The organism is Kitasatospora sp. NPDC088779 (assembly GCF_040685395.1).
Lineage (GTDB): Bacteria > Actinomycetota > Actinomycetes > Streptomycetales > Streptomycetaceae > Kitasatospora.
In genome coordinates, this window is the sequence record NZ_JBFBHW010000012.1 from 65,404 (window position 1) to 85,421 (window position 20,018).

23 protein-coding genes are annotated in these 20,018 nt (G+C 69.7%); 6 read left to right on the forward strand and 17 right to left on the reverse strand.

The annotated features are described in order from the left end of the window. Positions 1-48 precede the first annotated feature (48 nt). From AB0P03_RS13735 to AB0P03_RS13750, 4 genes are all read right to left on the reverse strand, one after another. Positions 49-657 (reverse strand): DNA/RNA non-specific endonuclease, encoded by a 609-nt coding sequence (locus tag AB0P03_RS13735; RefSeq protein ID WP_363628929.1) that lies wholly within the window; start codon positions 655-657, stop codon positions 49-51. Between the two features lie 369 nt (positions 658-1,026). Then, the gene (locus AB0P03_RS13740) at positions 1,027-1,440 is read right to left on the reverse strand and encodes a hypothetical protein (RefSeq protein ID WP_363628931.1); all 414 of its coding nucleotides are present in this window, start codon (positions 1,438-1,440) and stop codon (positions 1,027-1,029) included. 139 nt (positions 1,441-1,579) lie between these two features. Then, the gene (locus AB0P03_RS13745; protein ID WP_363628933.1) at positions 1,580-1,954 is read right to left on the reverse strand and encodes a hypothetical protein; all 375 of its coding nucleotides are present in this window, start codon (positions 1,952-1,954) and stop codon (positions 1,580-1,582) included. A 45-nt stretch (positions 1,955-1,999) separates the two neighbouring features. Further along, positions 2,000-3,568 (reverse strand): restriction endonuclease fold toxin-2 domain-containing protein, encoded by a 1,569-nt coding sequence (locus tag AB0P03_RS13750; RefSeq protein WP_363628935.1) that lies wholly within the window; start codon positions 3,566-3,568, stop codon positions 2,000-2,002. Positions 3,569-4,329: 761 nt separating this feature from the next. On the opposite strand from AB0P03_RS13750, the gene AB0P03_RS13755 reads away from it, so the two are divergent. Beyond that, the gene (locus AB0P03_RS13755) at positions 4,330-4,572 is read left to right on the forward strand and encodes a DUF397 domain-containing protein (RefSeq protein WP_363628937.1); all 243 of its coding nucleotides are present in this window, start codon (positions 4,330-4,332) and stop codon (positions 4,570-4,572) included. 82 nt (positions 4,573-4,654) lie between these two features. Then, the gene (locus tag AB0P03_RS13760; RefSeq protein WP_363628939.1) at positions 4,655-5,605 is read left to right on the forward strand and encodes a helix-turn-helix transcriptional regulator; all 951 of its coding nucleotides are present in this window, start codon (positions 4,655-4,657) and stop codon (positions 5,603-5,605) included. 9 nt (positions 5,606-5,614) lie between these two features. On the opposite strand, the gene AB0P03_RS13765 is transcribed toward AB0P03_RS13760, so the two are convergent. From AB0P03_RS13765 to AB0P03_RS13775, 3 genes are all read right to left on the reverse strand, one after another. Then, positions 5,615-6,418 carry an SAM-dependent methyltransferase gene (locus AB0P03_RS13765; protein WP_363628940.1) on the reverse strand — a complete coding sequence of 268 codons (804 nt, stop codon included), beginning with the start codon at positions 6,416-6,418 and terminating at the stop codon, positions 5,615-5,617. A 178-nt stretch (positions 6,419-6,596) separates the two neighbouring features. Beyond that, on the reverse strand, positions 6,597-7,007 hold the full coding sequence (locus tag AB0P03_RS13770) for a hypothetical protein (RefSeq protein WP_363628941.1): 411 nt from the start codon (positions 7,005-7,007) through the stop codon (positions 6,597-6,599). 203 nt (positions 7,008-7,210) lie between these two features. Beyond that, positions 7,211-7,399, reverse strand: coding sequence for a hypothetical protein (locus tag AB0P03_RS13775; protein ID WP_363628943.1), 189 nt, complete (start codon positions 7,397-7,399; stop codon positions 7,211-7,213). Between the two features lie 724 nt (positions 7,400-8,123). Here AB0P03_RS13775 and AB0P03_RS13780 point away from each other — a divergent pair. After that, entirely contained in the window at positions 8,124-9,491 is a 1,368-nt protein-coding gene (locus tag AB0P03_RS13780) for a tyrosine-type recombinase/integrase (RefSeq protein WP_363628944.1), read from the forward strand. A 271-nt stretch (positions 9,492-9,762) separates the two neighbouring features. Beyond that, complete coding sequence (locus AB0P03_RS13785; RefSeq protein WP_363628946.1) at positions 9,763-10,005, forward strand: hypothetical protein; 243 nt, start codon at positions 9,763-9,765, stop codon at positions 10,003-10,005. A gap of 338 nt (positions 10,006-10,343) precedes the next feature. On the opposite strand, the gene AB0P03_RS13790 is transcribed toward AB0P03_RS13785, so the two are convergent. The 7 genes from AB0P03_RS13790 to AB0P03_RS13820 form a co-directional block, all read right to left on the reverse strand. After that, entirely contained in the window at positions 10,344-11,117 is a 774-nt protein-coding gene (locus tag AB0P03_RS13790) for a hypothetical protein (RefSeq protein WP_363628947.1), read from the reverse strand. Positions 11,118-11,168: 51 nt separating this feature from the next. After that, on the reverse strand, positions 11,169-11,744 hold the full coding sequence (locus AB0P03_RS13795) for a hypothetical protein (protein ID WP_363628949.1): 576 nt from the start codon (positions 11,742-11,744) through the stop codon (positions 11,169-11,171). 219 nt (positions 11,745-11,963) lie between these two features. Next, complete coding sequence (locus tag AB0P03_RS13800; RefSeq protein ID WP_363628951.1) at positions 11,964-12,320, reverse strand: hypothetical protein; 357 nt, start codon at positions 12,318-12,320, stop codon at positions 11,964-11,966. Positions 12,321-12,403: 83 nt separating this feature from the next. Continuing rightward, positions 12,404-13,504 (reverse strand): DUF4192 domain-containing protein, encoded by a 1,101-nt coding sequence (locus AB0P03_RS13805; RefSeq protein WP_363628952.1) that lies wholly within the window; start codon positions 13,502-13,504, stop codon positions 12,404-12,406. A gap of 75 nt (positions 13,505-13,579) precedes the next feature. After that, positions 13,580-14,626, reverse strand: a complete 1,047-nt coding sequence (locus AB0P03_RS13810; protein WP_363628953.1) for a DUF4192 domain-containing protein — start codon at positions 14,624-14,626, stop codon at positions 13,580-13,582. A 202-nt stretch (positions 14,627-14,828) separates the two neighbouring features. Next, a complete protein-coding gene (locus AB0P03_RS13815) occupies positions 14,829-15,827 on the reverse strand; it encodes a DUF4192 family protein (RefSeq protein ID WP_363628954.1) in 999 nt (332 codons plus the stop codon). 105 nt (positions 15,828-15,932) lie between these two features. Beyond that, positions 15,933-16,970: a DUF932 domain-containing protein gene (locus AB0P03_RS13820; RefSeq protein ID WP_363628957.1), complete on the reverse strand. Its 1,038-nt coding sequence runs from the start codon at positions 16,968-16,970 to the stop codon at positions 15,933-15,935. Between the two features lie 452 nt (positions 16,971-17,422). Here AB0P03_RS13820 and AB0P03_RS13825 point away from each other — a divergent pair, with 452 nt between their 5' ends. Continuing rightward, the gene (locus AB0P03_RS13825; protein ID WP_363628959.1) at positions 17,423-17,638 is read left to right on the forward strand and encodes a hypothetical protein; all 216 of its coding nucleotides are present in this window, start codon (positions 17,423-17,425) and stop codon (positions 17,636-17,638) included. 2 nt (positions 17,639-17,640) lie between these two features. Next, positions 17,641-18,639 carry a hypothetical protein gene (locus AB0P03_RS13830; RefSeq protein ID WP_363628960.1) on the forward strand — a complete coding sequence of 333 codons (999 nt, stop codon included), beginning with the start codon at positions 17,641-17,643 and terminating at the stop codon, positions 18,637-18,639. On the opposite strand, the gene AB0P03_RS13835 is transcribed toward AB0P03_RS13830, so the two are convergent. From AB0P03_RS13835 to AB0P03_RS13845, 3 genes are all read right to left on the reverse strand, one after another. Continuing rightward, the gene (locus tag AB0P03_RS13835; protein WP_363628961.1) at positions 18,636-18,992 is read right to left on the reverse strand and encodes a hypothetical protein; all 357 of its coding nucleotides are present in this window, start codon (positions 18,990-18,992) and stop codon (positions 18,636-18,638) included. The genes AB0P03_RS13830 and AB0P03_RS13835 overlap by 4 nt on opposite strands. A 132-nt stretch (positions 18,993-19,124) precedes the next feature. Beyond that, positions 19,125-19,460 carry a single-stranded DNA-binding protein gene (locus tag AB0P03_RS13840; RefSeq protein WP_363628962.1) on the reverse strand — a complete coding sequence of 112 codons (336 nt, stop codon included), beginning with the start codon at positions 19,458-19,460 and terminating at the stop codon, positions 19,125-19,127. Further along, positions 19,457-20,008 carry a hypothetical protein gene (locus tag AB0P03_RS13845; RefSeq protein ID WP_363628964.1) on the reverse strand — a complete coding sequence of 184 codons (552 nt, stop codon included), beginning with the start codon at positions 20,006-20,008 and terminating at the stop codon, positions 19,457-19,459. Before AB0P03_RS13845 ends, AB0P03_RS13840 begins: the two co-directional genes overlap by 4 nt. Positions 20,009-20,018 lie beyond the last annotated feature (10 nt).

Below are 20,018 nucleotides of genomic sequence, written 5' to 3' on the forward strand. Positions count from 1 at the left end.
GCAACCGCGCCGGCCCCGCATCTGGCCGGAGCCGGCCGGGCGTGGTTGTTACTTGTGCGGGCAGCCGGCAGCGGCCGTCTGCGTATCGACGCTGTGCTTCAGGTCGGCCACCTGGGCGGAGGTCAGGTCGGTGTTGGGGATATCGAGGCGGACGGGGTGGTCGACGCCCTGGGACCTGACGGTCAGCAGGGGGGTGATCGTGTGGGGGACGGGGTCGGTCCCGGCGGGGTAGCTCACGGTGATGGAGTACTGGAGACCGTCGGCGTGGTACTGGGCCAGGCAGCGGGTGACCGCGATCTCGAAGTACCTGTACGCGTTCCTGTTGACCTTCGGGCCCTGCATGGGTACGAGGTTCTCCCTGATGCTGGGCCCGTTGAGGGAGTCTGCGATCAGGTGACCGCCGTCGTAGTTGGGCAGCGGGTCGGCGTAGTGGCCGACGCGGGCGGTGCAGGCGCTGTCCCGGCCGGCCGCCTCCTCGACCAGCGTGCCGAACGGGGCCAGTGCCGTCAGGGGACGGCCCGCGCCGTCGGCCTGGAACTGGTACCCGTTGTGCACGCTGTAGGCGTTGGCGGGCAGGTACTTGACGGGGCAGTCGCGAAGGGCGGCGGGTGCGGCCGACGCCGCCGGGACCGCGGCTGCGCCCAGCAGCAGCCCCACGGCCCCCAGCAGTGCACCGAACCGCCACGCCGACCGCGACCGACGCCCCGGCCTGCGAGTCGGACGGGGGCTTGTCAAGAAGCCAGCGGGAGGTGAGATGCGGTCCGTAACAAGCGGCGATGAGGGGATCACGGAGGTCTCCATTCGAGGCAGGGCAGGCGGTCACTGCATAGACGCACTTGGCTACCACATGTGACTATCCATCAAATCTGCTGATGAACCCCGCCGAGACAAACGGCGACCCTCTGAAGAAGGTTCAGTGGCTCTGTTCACGAGAACGACAGCACCTGGGCTTGCTGGAGAGTCCCCGTTGCCCCGGACGCGAGGCCGGTAAGAGCCCTCGGCCGGGCTGGGTTGCGCAGTGCTGGGCTACGGTCGCCCCTGCCACGAACGGTCCTCCTCAGCGCGAGCCAATTCGGCGTCGTACTGACTCGCGTCAAAGTGGAACTCCGGCAGAGGGCAGGGATCGGGGTCGAGCGGAGACTCCCGCGGCATCTCCCAGTCCGACCACTGCACGATCTCCCCGAACCGCTGCACGACCACGGTCAGGAAGCCACAGCAGCCACCGGTGCACTCCGGTTCCCCCAGTTCCAGCCGGCGAGCCTCGTCGGTCGCCCGAAGAGGGCTGGGGTGGCCGACTGGCAGCACATCAGCCGCGTAAGGTCCGCGGTCGCCTTCGCGAACCGCCTCTGCGACCACGTCCTCGCCGCCGACCCGGAACCGCATCTGGGCAGCGAACCGGGGTTCCGGCGGCCACACCCCGATCTCCAGATGATCGAACATCAGACCACCCTGTGGGGACCGCTGACGTCGGCGCTCCCCAATTCGACCGGTGCTGGCGAGCCGTCCGAGTGCCTGGCTTTGGCGCATGAAGTCGGCGCGGGCCGGTCGAGAAGGCCTTCGTCGTGGTCTTCGGAGAGGCCTATGCCGGGAAGCTCTCGATGAATGCTTCCCGGCCTCCGGCGAGGTCGAGGGGTTGGAGGTCGGCGTCGTAGTCGATCCACCACACGACGGGCGTCTGGGGGGCGAGGTCGTGCAGCACGGTGTAGATGACGGTCAGCGGCGCGGAGTGCGGTTCCCTGTCCTCGAAGGAGAACGCGCCGTGCCGCAGGTTGTACGACAGCTCTGTCCACTGGCCGGTCTCGGTCTCGGCGTGGATCTCCAGGAAGTTCTCGAAGGCGTCACTGACCGTGGCGTCCGGCCAGTGCCTGCGGACGCAGTCCTTGACCTGTTCGCCGGTGAAGGTCCACGGGCCGGCGTGTTCGTGGTCGGCGCTGACGTAGAAGGTGGATCCCACGGGGGTGTTCTCGTTTCTGTGCGCGGGGGCGGTCGGGGTGCCCGGTCAGGGTTCGACGCGGACGCGTCCGGTGACGCCCTGGGCGGTCATCAGCCCCTGGAAGTAGGCAGAGGCCTTGGCGTCGTTCGTGATCAGTTCAAGGTGGTTGACCTTGTTGCGTGGGTCTTTGAGGGCGGACGCGTACTTCTCCAGCTTCTTCGACTCGCCGTCCATCGTGTTCTCGTACACGAAGTCGAAGACGCCGTCGGCGTTGTCGAGCCGGAACGGCGACTTGCAGCTCTTCTGCTGGCCGATGTACTTCGCGTCGATCGCCGCCCCGTCCGCCGCACGGACACCGTCGGCGTCCATGCCCAGTTCCCGGCCCGTCTCCGGGTCGGTCACGGCCGTGTACAGGCGGTACTCCGTCGACCCGGCGACCCTCACCTGGTAGGAGCGGCGTGCGTCGATCTTCGGGTCGCCCTTGACGGAGGGCCCCAGGGCCTGGAACGTGCGGCCGTCCTGTTCCATCTGCGTCATCCAGGTCCGGATGTCGGCCTGCTGCTGCGCGGGCAGCAGCGGGAACGGGCTGGCCGGGTCGTGGGGCAGTGGCGGCATCCCGGGGGTGACCGTGAACGGCGGGGGCTTGGGCCCGGGGGCCGCCGCGGCGTCCGCCGTGCCGGCCAGGACGACGGCCGTGGCCGCGGTGGCGGTGACAGCTGCTGCGCCGACGGGGATGAGGTTGGCGGCCGCCGTGTCGACGACGGCCGCCGCTTCGGCCAGCACGGCGAGTTCCGCGCTGCCCTCGACCGCTGCGGCCATGGCCACCGCCGCGGTGCCGGCCTCGGCGGCGATCGCGGCCTCCCCGCCCACAGCGGCCACGTCGGAGCCGCCGAGGGTGACGACCGTCAGGAGGATCCCGGCGCCGGCGACGAGGCCGGCGGCGATCGCGAGGTCCTCCAGCGTGTCCCGCAGGTCTTCGACCGACTTCGCGTAGGCCTCGCAGGCCTGCCCGAGTTTGTAGGCCGCGTTCGTCATGCTGTTCAGCAGCGGGCCGCTCGTCGCGCAGCCGTCGTGGACCTTCGCCCAGTTCTGCGAGAAGGAGGTGACGGCGCCGGAGGTGCTGGAGGCGGTGACGCGCTGGACGCGCTTGTCGCCCTCGGTTCCCAGGCGGCTGACGAGTTCGGCGAAGTGCTTCCAGTCCTTCGCGGCCTGGCGGAGCCTGGCGGGGTCGCCCTGCGGCCAGAACCGTTTGATGATCTCGTGGACGGCTCCGCTGTCGTTGTGCCCGGCTGCGGAGTTGAGCTTGGCCTTGGCGACTTGCTCGTCGCAGTCCGGGCTGGCGGACTCGGGAAGGTTCTGCGGGGACATCAGCGCGGAGGCGACGTCGGCGTCGGTCTGGAGGTAGCTGATCGCCATCGTGTACAGGCCGTTGGCGGTCGCTCCGAGCTGGCCGATGACCTGGGCCGTCGCGTCGACGAGCTTTTGCGCGGCGGGGTCGTACTTGGCGGCGAACTTCTTGCCGGCGTCGTCGTCGCCCGCCATGCCGGCCGCGTCGTCCAGGGAGAAGACCAGGCTGCGGTACAGCTGGGTGGCGGAGTTCTGCAGGTCGGTGAAGCCGGCGGAGGACACGATCATGTCCGCCGGTTTGACATGGAAACTTGTCATCAGGCCCCCGTTTGTCCATGTGCGTCCACCGTAGCAAGTGCTCCTGTCGCCGCGGCATGAACCGGTGACTCGTCTTGGGACGTGTCACCGACCTTGGACTGATCTGTTGAAGCCCGATGGGCCTTGACGGGCACTTCGGCCGAGCATCTGGCCGCTACGCTGCCAACCGGATACCCCTGTGACCCGTCGCCTGCGGATCCCCTTGGGCGTGGGCCGCCCGAAGGTGGTGGCGTCTGGTCGTGTCATGCGCTCGGCGATCACGACGCGGTGGCGCCTTCGAACCGGGACCGGTTGAAACTCGGATACCGGTGTGCCGAGTGCGGCCCCCACAGAGTGTTCTCAGGCTCGGGTGGGACGTTCGCGGGCCCTTGGGGCGAGCCTTGACCGCGGGGGGTCATGGGCGCGGCGCAGGCCCGGGCTTCGGTCGCGATGGCTGCGCTGAGACCGATCCGGGGTCCATAAACGGGCCGGGATATCGGTTCTGAATCTTTCGAGCGGTGGCCGCCGGAATCAGGGCATCAATACATAGCAAAGAATGCCAAACCTACCATCCGATAAGGCCTCCATCCTTCACCCGATCGGCGGCGGGCGTGTTCGATTTCACGCGGCCTAGGATTCACGCATCCCACGCAATTGCGCGGTGGGATTGCATTAGGCTTTTGACCTGCTATTTCCCGTGCAGGCAGGGGCTCTGCGGACACCTTTTTCCACGACAGGAAGGACGGCGGGAAATGATTGCCAATGGGGTTCAGGCGGACACGATCCCGGGCGTGAAGTGGCTCAAGGCGGCGGCGAGCAACGGCGTCGGACAGTGCGTCGAGGTTGCCGTCCTGACAGGGGGCGGCATCGCGATGCGGAACAGTCGACACAAGGACGGGCCCGCGCTCGTCTTCACGCCTGACGAGTTCAGGACGTTCCTTGGCGGGTCAAAGGTCGGAGAATTCGACCACATGTGCGCCCAAGTGGCGCGCTAGCCCGGGTAATTCGCGACACGACACGCGGGGCCGCGCTGTGCCACAATCGAGCGTCGATGCTCGCTATTGGGGGAGGTCCCGCGTGTCGGCCAGTAATCAGGGTCCAAATTTCTCCGAAAATGTGTTCGGGTTTGCGCGTATGGCGGCTTCCGGGGTGGACAGTCCAACCGCGTCCCGCATTCTGCTGGGCGCCGGCCTTCGTCTTCTGCGGGACAAGGCCACGCTGAAGGAGGTCGCGTCCAGGACCGCCGGGTTCTCGGCCTCGAAGCTCAGCCGCTTCGAGACGGGCAATAACCAGGTCACGCTCAAGGACGTGCGGGCGCTGATGCGTACGTACAAGGTGCCTCAGGAGATCCTGCGCGAGTTCGAACAGCTGGCACGTCATGCCATGCAGCCTGAGTGGACGGCCCCCTATCGGGACCTGCTGCCGCGCTTCGTCGAGCGGCTGATCGCCCTGGAGTCGAGGGCCTGGAAGCTGTACGGCTACGAACGTGTCGTGTTCCCCGGTCTCCTCCAGACCGAGGCGTACGCCCGTGCGCTCATCGCCGGCGACCTCCCCGGGTCCATGGACTCCGAGATCGACCGGCGGGTGGCGCTGCGGCTGCAACGCCAGCACCGGGTACGCGATGCCGAGGTCCGTACCGTGCACTACATCGACGAGGGGGTCCTCACCCGGACCGTGGGCTCACCGGAGGTGATGGTCGAACAGCTGGAACGGCTGATCCGCCTCACGCAGACTCCCGGCTACGGCATCCGCATCATCCCCCGTACCTGCACCGCCGCCTCCAGCGTCACCAGCATCACCCACCTCGACTTCCGCACCACAGGCCTGCCCGAACTCATCTACAACGAGGGCTTGATGGCTGCGGACTACCTGGCTCCGACCGACGACGAGGACGCGCAGTCCAAGGGGCCGTCGCAGTTCACCTACGCCAAGGAAATGCTGTGGCGCCTGATGGGGCACTCCCTCGGCCGGCTCGAAAGCCGGGAGTTGCTGCTGAGGGAAGCGGGCGGGTACCTGGTGCAGCTCTGACGGCGGTGTTCACCGCACGACGGCCAGTCCCCCGTAGGTGATCCACTCGTCGCTGCGCTGGCGTGGGAGCACTTCGGTGTCGGGGCGCCAGTGGCTGACGTCCACAAGCCCGGGTTCCTTGACGTCCAGGCCGTCGAAGAAGTCGGCGACCTCGTCACGGCTTCGCACCCGCCCCCACTTGCCGCCAGTGCATTCTCGCATGAAGCCGGTCACCTGTCGGCGGAAGTCGGCGCGATCGCTGACTAGTTGGCATAGGACGACGACGCTGCCCGGCCGCAGGTCACGGATGCTCTCGCGGACTACCTCGGCCGCCTGAAGATCGTCGGCCAGGCAGTGAAGGACCGACACGAACAGGGCCGCGACCGGCTTGTCGAAGTCGATGAAGCCCTCGGTGCCCTTGCGGACCGCTGCCGGATCGGTGATGTCGGCGCCGAGGATCCGCACGTTCTCGTTCTCGTCGAGCAGTGCCTGGCTGTGAAGGACCACGGTCGGGTCGTTGTCGATGTAGACGACCTTGCAGTCCCGGTCGGCGGCCTGGGCCACCTGATGGACATTGCGCTCGGCCGGGAAGCCCGAACCATGGTCCAGGATCTGGGTGATCCCGTGATCGCGCACAATGCTCTCGACCGCCCGCATCAGGAACGCTCTGTTCTGTAACACCAGTTCGCGGCTGCTGGGGGCGATGACGAGAAGGTCCTCGGCGCTCCGGCGGTCGGCGGGGAAGTTGTTGGTCCCGCCGCCCAGGAAGTCGTACATCCTCGCTGCGGCCGGGATCTCCACGTTCACCCGGCTCGTCAGATCGGACTCGCCCACGGTACCCCTCGGTGTCCGGCAACCCCGGTCTGGTCCCGGCGGCTTGATCCGCCCATCGTAGATGGGCAGCGCGAAGCACACCACCGCTGGATCGGGTGAAGTGGTGCGTGCATGACGGACCTTCGCGCGACCCGGGCGATCTCGCCCCGGAGCGCGCGCCGGTCCGTTCGGTATGCGATTAGAGCTTCGAGCAGTCCACCTCCCCACGCGGGGCCGCGTTCGCCCCCAGCAACCGCCGGGCCGCCAGCAGGCCAACACGCACGTCAGGCTCGTCGACTCCCATCAGCCGGGCGGCCTTGTCGACCGGCATGCCAAGCTCGTGGTGCAGGAGCGCGGCATCCGCCGGCGCCGGCGGCAGCGCGGCCTGCAGCCTGTCCCCTCCTGCCACCGGCGGGCAGGATCCGAGGACCGCGGCGACAGTGGCCCGCAGAATGCACCAGGCGTACGCCCCCGGGCGCTTTTCCGACAGCGCCCGGCCCCAGTGGACCTCCACGCACTCCAGGGCCACCTCGACCGTGGCCTGGCTCAACGCCCGGTCTCCGAGCCGGGCCTGCACATAGCGCAGGTAGCCCTCCTCCTGAAGGGCCACGAAGGCGGCGAAGCCGATGCCAGAGCGGCACTGGCACTGGCACCGGCACCGGGAGGGTCGGTTTCGGTCAGCAGTCATCTCGGCCTCCCCACGTCAACTCGGTTGCAGACACGGACAGGTGGCCCGGGCGGCGACCTCAAGAGGAAGCGGTGCGCGCCCTGTGCTGCCAGCCCCTTCGCGGGCATGCAGCACTGGCAACCTGGTCAGCGCCTCGAGGCCGAGCCGCCGCTTCCGCTCCTCGGGGCTCCAACCTGCATCAACAGCGTGACCAGCAGCACCTGCTCGGCGTCGACGCGCAGGCCCCGCAGTGCCATCCACGCGACGACGAGCACCGGCGTCACGTTGCCGCACAACGCCCCGGACGCGGCCAGGACAGCCGCGCGCAATCCCACGGGCTTCCGCGAGCCGCTGCTAGATTGAGGGGCCCGCGAGGGCGGGTAAGCCCGCCTTCGGGCAGTTTGGTCATGCATAGGTGCCAACCTTCTCGTGATCAAACGACTCACGCCCCGGACAGTGGTGACACACCGTCCGGGGCAGCTCCACATAGGAGCCACCGAAAACGCTACCGCCCGCGAACAGCTCCGATGCACCGCTAAGCACTCTCAACTCATGCCGTGGGAAACCATGTTGATTGCCGTGTCTTGCAGTGGTGGCAGAGTCCGCGAACGAAAGCAGGGCGGCCACACTCGATCGGCACTCGGACAACTTCGATCTGAGGAGACGGCGCGTTCACCGGCGCCACGCGCCCCAGGAAGCTCTGGAGCGCCGATGCGCACTCCCCCATGCGCCTGCCAACGGAGCGAACATGCCGTCGGCCCACGCACTGTGCGCTGAAGAATCAGTGCGGAATCAGATCACCGTCTGCACGACTTCTGCGCCTTGCTGCGGATCGCAGCCCGGCACGGCTTCTCGACCACCGGAGCGAAGAGGTCGGACGCCCTCGCCGTCTCCTCGCGCCGGCTCACAGTCACCCAGAGCGTGTCCGCGATCTCTCATGTCTCACCACTGAGAACAGCCCGCCGTAGGAGCATTGCGAAGATTCGAGAGCCTTCGGCCGGCTGACGCCGTGGGTCCACACTGGTTATGCGTCCATCTGCAATCTGGAAGGAGGACGTCATGCGTGGCACTGGAACGATCTACAAGCGGTGCGGTTGCCGGGACCTCCGCACCGGCCGGCAGCTCGGAAGGCTCTGCCCGGACCTCCGCCGCCGCGGCCACGGTTCCTGGTATCTCGCGTTGCCAAGGGCAGCGGCCGTCGACGATCGCCGGTCCCGGCTGCGTCGGGGCGGCTATCGAACCCAGGCCGATGCCGAGCGCGCTCTCAAACGCCTGCGAGACCGCGACCTCGTCGGCCAGGGCGGGCTACTCACAACCGGCCAGTGGCTTCAGCGCTGGTACAACATGGTCGAGCCGCACCTCCGGCCCTCGACCGCCCGCGGCTACCGGCAGCACTTGGAGCAGTACCTCGTGCCACTGCTCGGCCGCGAGCTGCTCTGTGAGCTGACCAGCAACTCGGTCCAGCAGGCTTTCAGCACCATCGTCCGTCGACACCAGAACACGGGCCGGCCGGTCAGCGCCGGCACGTTGCGCCGCGTGCAGGCGACCCTGCGTGCCGCTCTGAACCACGCGGTGCGCAGCGGCCTGCTGGCCACCAACCCTGCTCGCCACCTGGATCTACCGCGAGCACCTCGACCGCACCCGGTGGTCTGGACGGACAACCGGGTCGCGGAGTGGAGGCGGACCGGCGAGCGCCCGCCTGTTGCCGTGTGGACACCCGTGCAAACCGCCGCGTTCCTCGCGTTCGCGAGTGATCATCGGCTGTACGCCCTGTACCACCTGTACGCCCTACGCGGTCTTCGCCGCGGGGAAGGCGCGGGGCTCCGCTGGTCGGACTTCGACGCCTCGGGCCGCACACTCACGGTCGCCCGGCAACTACAGCAGCGGGAGAACGGACGGCTCGAGGTCTGCCCGGTCAAGACGCGGGCTGGCGAGCGAACGATCGCTCTCGACAGAAGCACCATCCATGCACTGAACACACACCGTAGCCGACAGAAGGAGGAAAGACTCGCAGCGGGAATTGACTGGAATGAGTCCGATTACATATTCACCGACGCCTACGGACGTCCGCTGCGCCCGGACTACATCGGCCACGTGTTCCAGAACATGGTGCGCGGGAGTGGTCTGGCGCCTGTCCGGTTGCATGACCTGCGTCATGGCGCGGCAAGTCTCGCCTTGACCGGCGGATCCGATCTCAAGGTCATACAGGCCCAGTTGGGGCACTCCACGATCATGACGACCGCCGACACGTACACGTCGGTCCTGCCCGAGACGGCCCACCTCAGCGCCGAGGCGACGGCCCGCGTGGTCATCGATGCGGCCCGAAAGCTCTCCCGGGGCATCCGGTACCAGTCCACGCCACGCAGGCAGCGCGCGAAGGCCCTGCCGGGAGCCTTGCCGAACCGAGGGATACATAGCTCAGCGTGACACTTTGACGGTCCGTCGCCAGACCCGGGCGCCCCACGAGCGGCCCACTCGCGCCCCATCAAGGACGAGCCGACCGCACGGCCGCATCCTCGTAGGCGCAAGAAAGACCAGGTCACAACGGGTGGCGGACCGAAAAACGGGCTCCGAACGAAATCGGCAGGCCTACGGATTAAAAGGATCGCCTGGCGGCCGGAGGAGCAATGAGGGGCACCAGCAGGTGCGTCGAGGGATTCCGCACCATCACCCTTGGGCTGGAAGAGGGAGATCGGCCGTGATCAAGAAGGTTCTGCGCGCCCTCACCAGGGCTACGTCACAGCCAGGCACGGCGTCCAACGGGCCCGGCGGTCGGCCGCTCTATCGCTGGCGCTGCGAGTGCGGCGCCCAGTCTCGCGACTCCGACATTAAGTTTGACACGGAGCACAACGCCTCGCGGCACCAGTGGCGCCATGGCGTGGATCATCCGATGCCTGAGGTCTACGGCACCGGAGAGACAGAGATCTGGGTCAACCCCTGAGCGCGGCATCGGCAACGGTAAATCACACCGGCCTGGGCCAACTTCCTGGCCGGGCGAGCAAGGTGGACCGCATCGCGCCTGCTCCCCTCGCCCGCCGCGGCTGACACAGGGCTCATCCCGAGCGCTCGCCTGCTCCTTCTCGGCCGGCGCTCCGGCGTCATACCCGAGGGGCTGATCCGCGATGGCCCGGATCACGTCGTCGTGCCACCCGGGCGGCAGCTCGCGGAGATCGGTGCCGAGCAGACCGAGGTACGCCGCCGCGTAGCCGTAGGGCAGCACGCCCGGTTGGGTGCGGCGCGCGGGCCCGTAGAAGGCCTTCTACGGGCCCGCGCAGGGTGTCAGGAGTCGGTGGGGCCGGTCAGGACCGGGATGGCGGGTAGAACGAGCCCCTGAAGGCCTTGGTTCCACATCAGGGAGCGGTGGCCTTGGGCCTGGAAGACGCGGGACCGGTGGTCGGGGTGCGCCCACAGGTGGCGGACCGCTCGGACGACGTGGCCCTTGTTGAGCCGCCACCACGTCTGGGCGGTTGGCGCTGCCCAGTCGTGTTCGTTGGGAATCGCGTGCAGGGAGGCGCCGTCGGGGCCGACGATGTTCGCGACTTGGACGGTGACGGCGCGCGGACGTGCGTCGAGGCTGAGCAGTAGCGCGGTTGCCTGCGGAAAGGCTCGGCGGATCCGGGAGGCGAGGGCGGCGGCCACGTCCGGGGCTGGAAGGTTGAGTAGGCGCCGGTGGCCGGCCAGCTTGGTGACGGGAAGGTGCGCCCCGAGCAGCACGGTGGGCAGCAGTCGGTCCGCCTTCTTGAGCCAGGGCGGTTCACAGGAGAGCGCGGGGGCGCGGCGCCACAGCAAGGGTGGGGTCGGGTAGCGGTGGTCGCGGGGGTTGGCCCACAGGGCATGGATGCGGTCGGAGTCGAGGGTTTCCTCGAACTCGATGGCGGCGGTCTCGGGAACGTGGGTACGGGCTTGGGCGGCGAGGAGTTCGTAGGCGGTGACGGCGAGGGCTTGTTGGGCTTCGGCCTCGCGGTGGAGCGCTTCTTGGTAGGCGCGGATCGGGTCGGTGCGCCGGTAGGGGGCAGGGCAGGTGGGCGCAAGGAGCGGCCGAGGGGTCGGCATAGTCGTCCTTGTAGGGGTTGAGGCCGGGCCGGTGTGCGGCCCGGCCCGGCGTCAGTTGGCGTCGTGCAAAACGCGGTTGGCGAGGTCGCCGATTCGATCGGCGAGTACCACCATGGCGCGCGCCTGGGCAGGTGTGTGGGGGTTGTCGGGCGAGCAGTGCTGGCTGAACCGAAGTCCGAGCTGGGTGAGCTCGTACATCGCCATGGGGTCGTGAGCCGGGATCTTCAGATTCCAGCTGGAGGCGTCAATGCGGTAGAGGGTGCCGGCGCGGTAGGCGAGCAGCAGTCGGTCGGCGGGTTCGTCGCCGGTGTAGTCGTTCGGCAGCAGGTTGTTCTCGGTCAGCCATTCGCAGAACGGGCCGGGGAGGATGAGCGTCTTCCGGGTGGTGGCGGGGGCGTGCTGGGCGGCTTGCTCGGCATAGGCGTGGGCGTAGCCGAGGTGGCGGCTGCCCGTCGGGGTGCCGAGGGTTTGGAGTGCCCAGTCGTAGGCGCAGGCGGCGTGCTGGTGGTAGCGGCGGGCGGTGGGTCCGAGGTCGGTGTCGGCGGCGGCCTGGCGGTGCCGGTCGCGGGCGGCGGTGACGGTTTCGGGGGTGGCGGGGCCCGGGGTGAGGGGCGGTTGTGTGGTCATGCTGGCCTCCGGAGTGTGTGCGCCGCTGTGCGCGACCTGGCGTTGGCGGGGTGCCCCGGCCGGTGTGACCGGGCCTGACCAGCCTCCCCAACTCATTAACTCCGGGGCACACCAAGTGCCGCTGAAATAAAGGAAGTTGTCGGGTGCGAGCAGTCAGTCCAAGCTGAGCAGTGCGGTGCGCTGGGCGAGGTCGGCGGCGCTGCGGCGTAGCGCGTGGGGTCAGTCGGTCGCCTTGGCCGGCGGCGGCACCTCGACGATGCGGCCGAAGGCGGCGGCGATGCGCAGCGCAAAGATCGCGTTGCCGTGGGCGTTGGCGAAGCCCCGGCAGATCGCGCCCTTGGTGCCGGGTGGGGCGAGGGCGGGCAGAGTCGAGTGGCAGACGATGTGCCCGTTGGCGTCGAGGGCTTCGGCGGCGAGTTGCCGCACGCGGCCGGGCGCGAGGTTCATCAGGTTGCCCGGCCGGTAGATGCAGGTGTCGCACAGGCGGGCGAGGACCCGGACCTCCCCTGTGTCGGGGTCCGCGACGGCCGGCGCCGCCTCATCGTCCGGTTCGAACTGCGCTTCGCTGTACTTCACGGTGCCCACCTGGTTGCGGTCGGACTGGCGGTGCGGGTCGAGGCCCGGGGGCGGGTGACTGGCACCCGCCCCCGGGCGGTCGGTCAGTTGTCTCGGCCGCGCAGGCGGTCTTCGCGCTGCTCCCGGACCACGTCGGCGAGGTCCTTCACGGAGCCCGTCATCACGATCTGCTCCATCAGGAGCTCGGCCAGAAGGTAGCGGGGGTCGACCGTCCTTGCCCGTTCGGTGGCGATGAGCGCGGCCGGGATCTCCCCGGCGACGGCGGCGGCGAACCCGGCGAGCGTCAGAGGGGGGGCGACGAAGGTGGTGCTGTCGCTGGCGCAGCGGCGGGCGAGCATCGCCCACAGCTCGCGGGCGCGCGCGAGCTCGTTCGGTGCGATGTAGCCGAGCGCGACGTCGCGCAGGGGCCGGTGGCGCAGTCCGACGATCAGCTCGGCGGTCTGCTCGGGGGTGAGGTCCGTCAAGGGGGTTCCGTCGCCGCCGTTCAGCAGCAGACGGTCGAGGATCGCTGTGAGCCGTTGCGTCTCGGCGTCGAAGCTGCTGTCCTGGACTCGCTCGGCTCGCAGGCTGACGGCTTCGCGGATCGCGGCCCGGTGGGTGTCGGCGTCGGTCCCGGTGACGGGTTCGAACGCGGCGGCGATTTTCGCCCCGCTGGGCGGGGTGGGGATGCCGAAGGCGAGGGCGTTCGCGGTGACGGGTCCGGGGTTGTCCGGGCCGTCCACAGGCATTCCCTCGCTCCGGTAGTGGGGGTTGCGGTCGTGGTAGGCCCACCAGTGTGTGGGGGTCACGAACGTGACGCCGAGGACGTCCACGCCGTGGGTCTCGGCCGAGAGGATCAGCGCGTCCGCGAGGCCTCGGTGCTGGCGCATCGCGTTGTGGCCGTCGCGGGCGTCTTCCGCGTTCGCGCACAGGTACAGCAGGATGCTGGTCGGTCCGGTGCTGAACTCCTCCAGCCGGTGCATCGTGGTGTGCAGCAGGTCGTTGGCGGTCTCCGTCGGGTCCTCCACGTCGCGGGGCAGTGTCAGCTTCTGGCTGAACAGCGGGCGCTCGCGCAAGGTGTCGTAGGTGAGGACGAACACCATGCCTTCGGGGCGGTCGGGCTGGAAGCCCAGCAGGTAGGGCAGTGCCTCGACGGCCTGTGCCGGGTTCCTGACGTCGAAGGCGGGCACCGGGTGGATGGTCAAGACTTCTCTCCGTTCGCGGGATGGGCTTGGGGTGGGTGCGGGGGCCGCCCGGGGGCGGCCCCCACGGCGGCTGGTTCAGCCCGTGACGGGGTCCTGCCGGGTGGCGCGGGCCTCACGCAGGTGCTTGCGCAGATCGTGGAAGCTCGATCCGCTGTTGAAGACGTTGAGGAGGAAGTCCGTCAGGTCCTGGCCCGGGAGGCACACTTCGGCAGCCTGGAGGGCGAGTCGGGACGTGGCGTCGTTGCCGAGTGCCCATGCGGTGAACGCGTGGAGGGCGAGCGGTGCGGCGGCGTGGTCGGTGTAGGCGGCGGGGCAGCGGTGGGCCAGGGCGAGCCACAGCTCGTTCGCGGCCGTCAGCTCGTGGTCCTCGCAGTGCATGAGCCCGGTGTTGAGCACGTCGCGGTACTGGAGGACGAGCAGCAGTCGGGCCGTGAGGTCGTCAGGGGTGTCCTTGGCCTGCCGGGCGCCGGTGACCAGTTCGGCGATGGTGGCGGTCACGAGGTCGATCGCGTCGTCCACGACGCTCTGGTGCCCGCCGGAGCGGATGTCGGCGTGCATGGTGCGCACGGCGGTGTCGAGGGTCGCGGTCATGGCGGCGGCCCGGGCCCCGGTGGCGGGGGCGAGGGACTTCAGGACGTCGCTGCTGCGCGGCAGGCGGGTCGAGTCGAGTGCTGCGGGCGGTTCGGGGATGGGGTGCCCGTCGTTGGGGCCGGTCGTCAGCATCGACCAGTAGCGGGACCGGGTCACGTACACCGCTTCGCTCAGGACCAGTCCCCGGCGGTGGCAGGCTTCGCGCAGGTGGTCGGCGATGGGCTGGTGGGTGAGGCGGGACTGCGGCCCGTAGTCCGGGTCGGCCGGGTCGGGGCAGACGTAGGCGACGAGCCGGTGGATCGGGAACAGGAACGACGCGGAGTCGTCCTGCTGGTGGCCGACGAGTTCGTCGGCCAGGGACGGCCAGTGGGCGGGGTCGGCGGGCAGACCGGTGCGGAGGACTCCGAGCGGCGTACCGGTCGGGGTGATACCGGCGAGAACCACGCTGTTCTCGGGGTGGTAGTCGAACAGGTGCGGCAGCAGGTGAACCAGGCCTTCAGCGCCGTTGAGCACGAGCAGCTTGTCGTTCATGGGTCCCTATCAGGTTTAGTCCGGATTCGCGGTCCGGAGCGGCAACAGGAGAGGACTTCCGTCTTCTTTCTTGACTTAAGTCTATTTGAGGGCGTGCCTGTTGGGCACACCCCAACTCCTCCGAGATTCACGGCGGCCGGGGCGCCGCCCGGGTGGCATCCCGTCGGAACGGGCACCCGGGCGGCGCCGGCCAGCAGTGCGACTACCCCTCGCGCTGCTCGCGAAGGACGGCCCGCAGCGAGTCCGGGACACCGACCGGCGCGCCGATCACCTGGTCGACCTCGGCCAGGGCCACCAGACCCAGCAGTGCCTGCGCGTCCTCATCCCCGGGCTTGGCCTCCAACGCCTGAACCGCTGCCCCTTCGGCCGCCGCCAGGTCGCCGTCGAGCATCAGCGCGGTACCGAGCAGGGTGAGCGGCGCGGCGGCCAGGCGGCGGTGGCGGCCGGTGCACAGGCGTGCGATACGCGCCCACAGCCACCTCGCCCGCTTCACCTCGCCGGGCTCGCAGTACGTCGAGGCCAGGTGCAAGACCTCCCCGTTCTGGACCGCGAGGAGCAGCCGCGCCGCCTCCGGTTCCGTCAGCGTGTCGACACCGCGGCGGCCGGTCAGCACGGCGTCGAGCACCGGCTCGAGATCCCGTATGACCGCCTCGCCGCCGGCCTCCAGTTCCTCCGCGAAGAACCGCAGGGCGTCGGCCACCACGCCACCGCCGTCTTGGTCGTCGCCGCCTACGACGTGGGGGTCCACGGTCGGCCGGTCGGCATCATCGACGGTGCGGGGTGTTCCCGGGCCGGGGTTGCCGCAGGAGGTGTCCGCGGGCAGGGGCCACCAGTGGGTGGGGGTGATGAACTGGCTCTCGATCACGGCCAGGCCGTACCGGGCGCACGCGGCGGCGAGGTGGCGCCACAGCGCGGTGTACCACTCGATGGCCTCGGGGCCGTGGCCGGCGCGGGCGTAGACGAGCAGTGCGATGCCGCGCTGTCCCGTGCTGGTGGGGGGCAGCTCGGCAACGTCGCCGATGAACGCCCGGGCGAAGGACGGCCAGTGGTGCGGGTCCTGCGGGATGTCCGCGACGATCATGCGCAGGGGCTCGCCGAACTCGACGAAGACGATCTGCCTGGCCGGTTCCCGGCCGAACGCACCGGCGGCGAAGTCGGCCAGATCGGCCGCCTCGATGGTGAAAGGGGTGTTCTCGGACATGGCGGTTCCTCGTTCCAGGTGGGGCCGCGCCGCCGGGCGGCGCGGCCAGGGTGACGTGGAGCGGCTCGCGGCCGGCCGGGGGCCCGTGAGCCCCCGGCCGCCGGGTCACGCCGCGAGCAGCAGGGCCTTCGCCGCGTCCTTGAGCGGGCTCTTCTGGTCGTGCAGCAGGGTGGTCATCGCGAGGTTGGCGCGGTGCTCCTGCTCGGTCAGGGCCTCGGGGGTCTTGACGGTCCGGAAGTAGTCCTCGAACTCCACGACGGCCTGGAGGGCGGCCCAGCGGGTGCCCCGGATGTTCTCCTGGGTCGTCGCCTCGGCGAAGAGGTGGTGCAGCCGGTCGCGGCGCTCCTCGTAGGCGGCGACGATGTGCTTGCGCGCGTCCTTGCTCGGGGCCCCGAACAGCCGGGTGATCAGCTTGTCGAACTCCTGGTTGGTCATCGCCTGCTGGTAGAGGGCTGCGGCCTCGGCCTCCAGGGCTGCGGCGTAGCGCTCGGTGAAGCCGAGGGTGCGGCGGGCCTCTTCCAGGTCACTGAGGGCGCTCTTCGTGTGGCGGATCTTCCAGACGCGGTCGGCCTTGCTGACGGCGAGGTCGAGGGTGTTGGTGCACACCGCCCGCACCGGGGTCTCGACGGCGACGGCGGCCGAGCGGCCGTCGTGGCTGTTGGCGAACAGGGTGTAGAGGTCGATGCGGTCGGCCGCGCCCTCGGGGTCGATGGTGATGCTCGGCGACATGACCGACATGAAGACGACCCGGCCGCCGTCGAGCGCACCGGCGGTCTCGTAGGTGACGTGGCCGCCGCCGACCAGCTCGTCCAGGAAGGCGAACGCGTCGCGGTTCTGGATGGGGGTCCAGGTCTTGCCGACAAGGCCGCCGACCCAGTCGCCGGTGTCGTCGCGGAAGGTGCCGAAGCGGCCGGGGATCTTCTTGCCGAGCTTCCCCCTGTTCATCGGCAGGATCGGCAGCTTCTCGACCTGCCAGTCCAGCTTGGCGAGGTGCAGGACCTCGTCACTGGTCTTCGCCTCCTCGGTGACGATCCCGAGGCCGTGCCAGGCGGGCTGACGGTGGGAGTAGAAGGCCGCCTCGCCGGTGGTGTTGTCGATCGCGCCGAGGTCGGCCCGGCCGGTGATGACGTCGCTGTCGCGCATGGGTGTCTCCTGTGAGGTCTGCCCGGATTCGCGGTCCGGACGGGCAACGAAGCTGACTTCCGTCTGCTTTCTTGACCTAAGTCTATTCTCGGGCGGGCGCCCTTGGGCACACCCTTCGAGGGGCGAAGTTCGGGGACTTCCCACCGGCCGACGGACGCCCGACAGCCCTTCCCCGGCGGGCGCCGAGCCCGAGTTCGGAGGGGGCCTGAGCGGCCGAGGCCGCTGGACGCCAACGAATCAAAGTCGCAGGAAGCAGCAGTTCAGCGCACTCGCCTGGATCTCGCGGCAGTCCGACGTCGATCGACCTCGGGACACGAACGGAGTAGCGGGGCGGGTCGCTATAGAGGTTGGATCGGCACGCAACCGGCCGCCATCTGTGCCGAGTTGATCCATCACCTCGACAACGCCGCCGACCCGCGCAGCGCGCCCGCTACGTCCCTCAGGAGATTCGCATGAAGTTCCTGCCCTCGCCGGCCAACGTTCTCGCCCAGAGCCGCCTGTCCGGCCCCGAGGCCGCGTTCCTGGCCACCCTGGTGCTGGTGCTCGCCGTGCTAACGCTGACCGGCAAGCCCGTTCCGGAGCCGCTGATCGTGCTGGCGACCGCGTCGAGCGGCTTGATCACCCGCGGGCACCCTGGCGGCCGCCGGCTCGACGGACGGGCGCGCTGATCGTGGGGCGCCACACCAACCCCGTCCCGGCGGGCACCGGCCCGCGCCTGCGGGCGCTCGCCCTCGCCCTGCGCCGGTTGAAGGAGGCTGGCGGACTCACCTACGCCGAACTCGCAGAACACACCGAGGCCCTCGGGATGCCCAAGGGCGCCGCGACCCTGAGCCAGGCCGCCGGCGGCCACCGGCTTCCCCGGCTCGGCACCATCGTCGCGTTCGCCCGCGCGGCCGCGGACCCTGCGGACGCGAAGGCACAGCGCGAGGCGGCGGTGCAGGGCATCCGCGACTTGTGGAAGGCGGCGGCCATCGAGCGGGCCGCCCCTCTGGCCTCCGAGCAGGCCCCGACTGCTCAGCGATACCGCCGAGTGCGTGAGGTTGGCGGACCGGTGGTCGTGCGGATCAGGAACCCCCATCCCAGGCGGACCTTGGCGAATCTGGCGCTGGGGTTGAGGAAGATGCGGGCCCGGGCGGGTCAGCCGTCGCTCAAGGCCATCCAGGACCTATCGGATGCCGCCGGGAACCGGGTAGCGAAGAGCACCATCCAGCTGATCCTAGCCGGGCGCGTTCTTCCGACTCACAATCAGCTGGTAGCCGTCCTCGACGCCTTCGACCATGCTGCGGGGCCCGGCCGAGCTGCATCCCACAGTCGGCGTAGTCGATGGATCGCGGTGCGCGACTCCATCGAGCGGCGGAGGCGAAGGGCTACCGTCAGCCCTCAACTCGCCTTCGGGTGCCTCGACTCGTTCGTCCTGGAGGTCCGCGAACGCCGCGAGCGCGAGGAGGAGATCCTGCGCAAGGTCGGGAAGCTCAGCAAGGACGGCGAGGCCATCAGCGACGACGTGGACGACGAGTACCGCCTTGGCGTGCCCGATCAGTCCCCGACCTCATTGTGGCTGCTGAACGATGAGGAGGTGGCCGCTTGGGCGCATGAAGCCCTGGAGTCCGGCCGATACGAGGACGACCGGGACCTGCGCGCCGAGCTGCGCGCCCTGGCCGACGGTTAGCTGCTCGCGCGGCGGTTGCGCAGCTCCAGCCCTGCCTGCTTGGCGTACCGGGTCACCAGGGCGGGGGCCAGCCCGGAGGCGTCGGAGATCCGGTACACGGGCACGGACCGGTCGGGGTAGGCGGCGACGACACCTTCAAGGCGCATCTCGCGCATCCTGGTGGCGGTGTTGTCGATCACCTCGAGCGGGTCGCGCAGCTGGTCGAGCAGGTCCATCGGCTCCGGTTCGGCTTCCTCGACGGCCGCGAGCGCGGCTCGCAACTCCTCAACGGCGGCGGCGAGCCGCGCTCCGGGGCTCGCAGTGCGGCGCGGCTTGCTGCGCTTCGGCGTCGCGGCCGGCTCCTTGCCGCTCATCGGTGCTCTCCTTCGGGCTGTGGTCCGACCGGGGCCGGGGGTCGTCTATGTCTATCAGGGGGTGCGGGGGCTGGCGAACAGCGCGGCGTGCCCGCGTCCTGCCGGGCAGGGCGCGGGCACGCCGAACGGGTTCTACAGCAGGGGGCCGATCGCCTCGATGGTCAGCTCGATCATCAGGTGGGGGCTCTGGCCGGGTGGGCGGCGTACGCGTTGGGTGAGGTGGCCGAGCACGATGACCTGGTCGTCGGCGTGCAGTGTCTCGGCGATCTTGTGCGCGAGGTCCCGCCAGGCGATGCAGCGCAGGGTCAGGTCCCGGGCCTCCGGGTCGCGCGGGCGGCCGGGGACGGCCAGCAGTGGGCGCTGCTGGAGGGTGAAGGTCGTCTTGGCGAGCCCGCCGCCGGGGGGCTCGTACAGCTCGGGGTCGCGCAGGATCCTGCCGATCAGGGTGGTGTGGTTGGGGAGGTTCACCGGCCACCGGCCAAGCGTGCGGTGTCCAGGTCGAGGGGGTCGGTGGCGGCCGCCGCGTCGAGGCACCGGGCGATGTGCAGGAAGTGGCGGGCCATCGCCATCGGGTGCGCGCCGGTACGGGGCCACGGGGGCAGGTCCGTGATGGGCAGGGCAAGGCGGTGGGCCTCCTGGCGCAGGCTGCCGACCCAGTCCGGCACTCCCGGGGGCAGCGCCCCGGCGCGGTGGCACATCCGCGAGAGGACGGTGTAGTCGGTGTCCCCGCGCCACGACCACAGTTGGGGGCTCGGGGTGTCCTCGAGGAACCACCGGAGCTCGCAGGCCAGCCGGTCGCGGCCGCGCACGTGCGGGTCGCGGCGGTCGAGGCGGCCGTCTCGCAGGGGCAGGTGGGCGACGCCGGGCCCGATCGCCTGGGCGGGGTCGATGCGGGCGCGCCCCATGGATCCGTCGATGGCGTAGTACGAGGTGCCATCCTCGCGCAGGAGGGCGACGCTCACCGAGGTGATGGCATGGCCGTCGTCCAGGCAGGTAATGCTGGTGAAGACACGCATGGGGTACTCC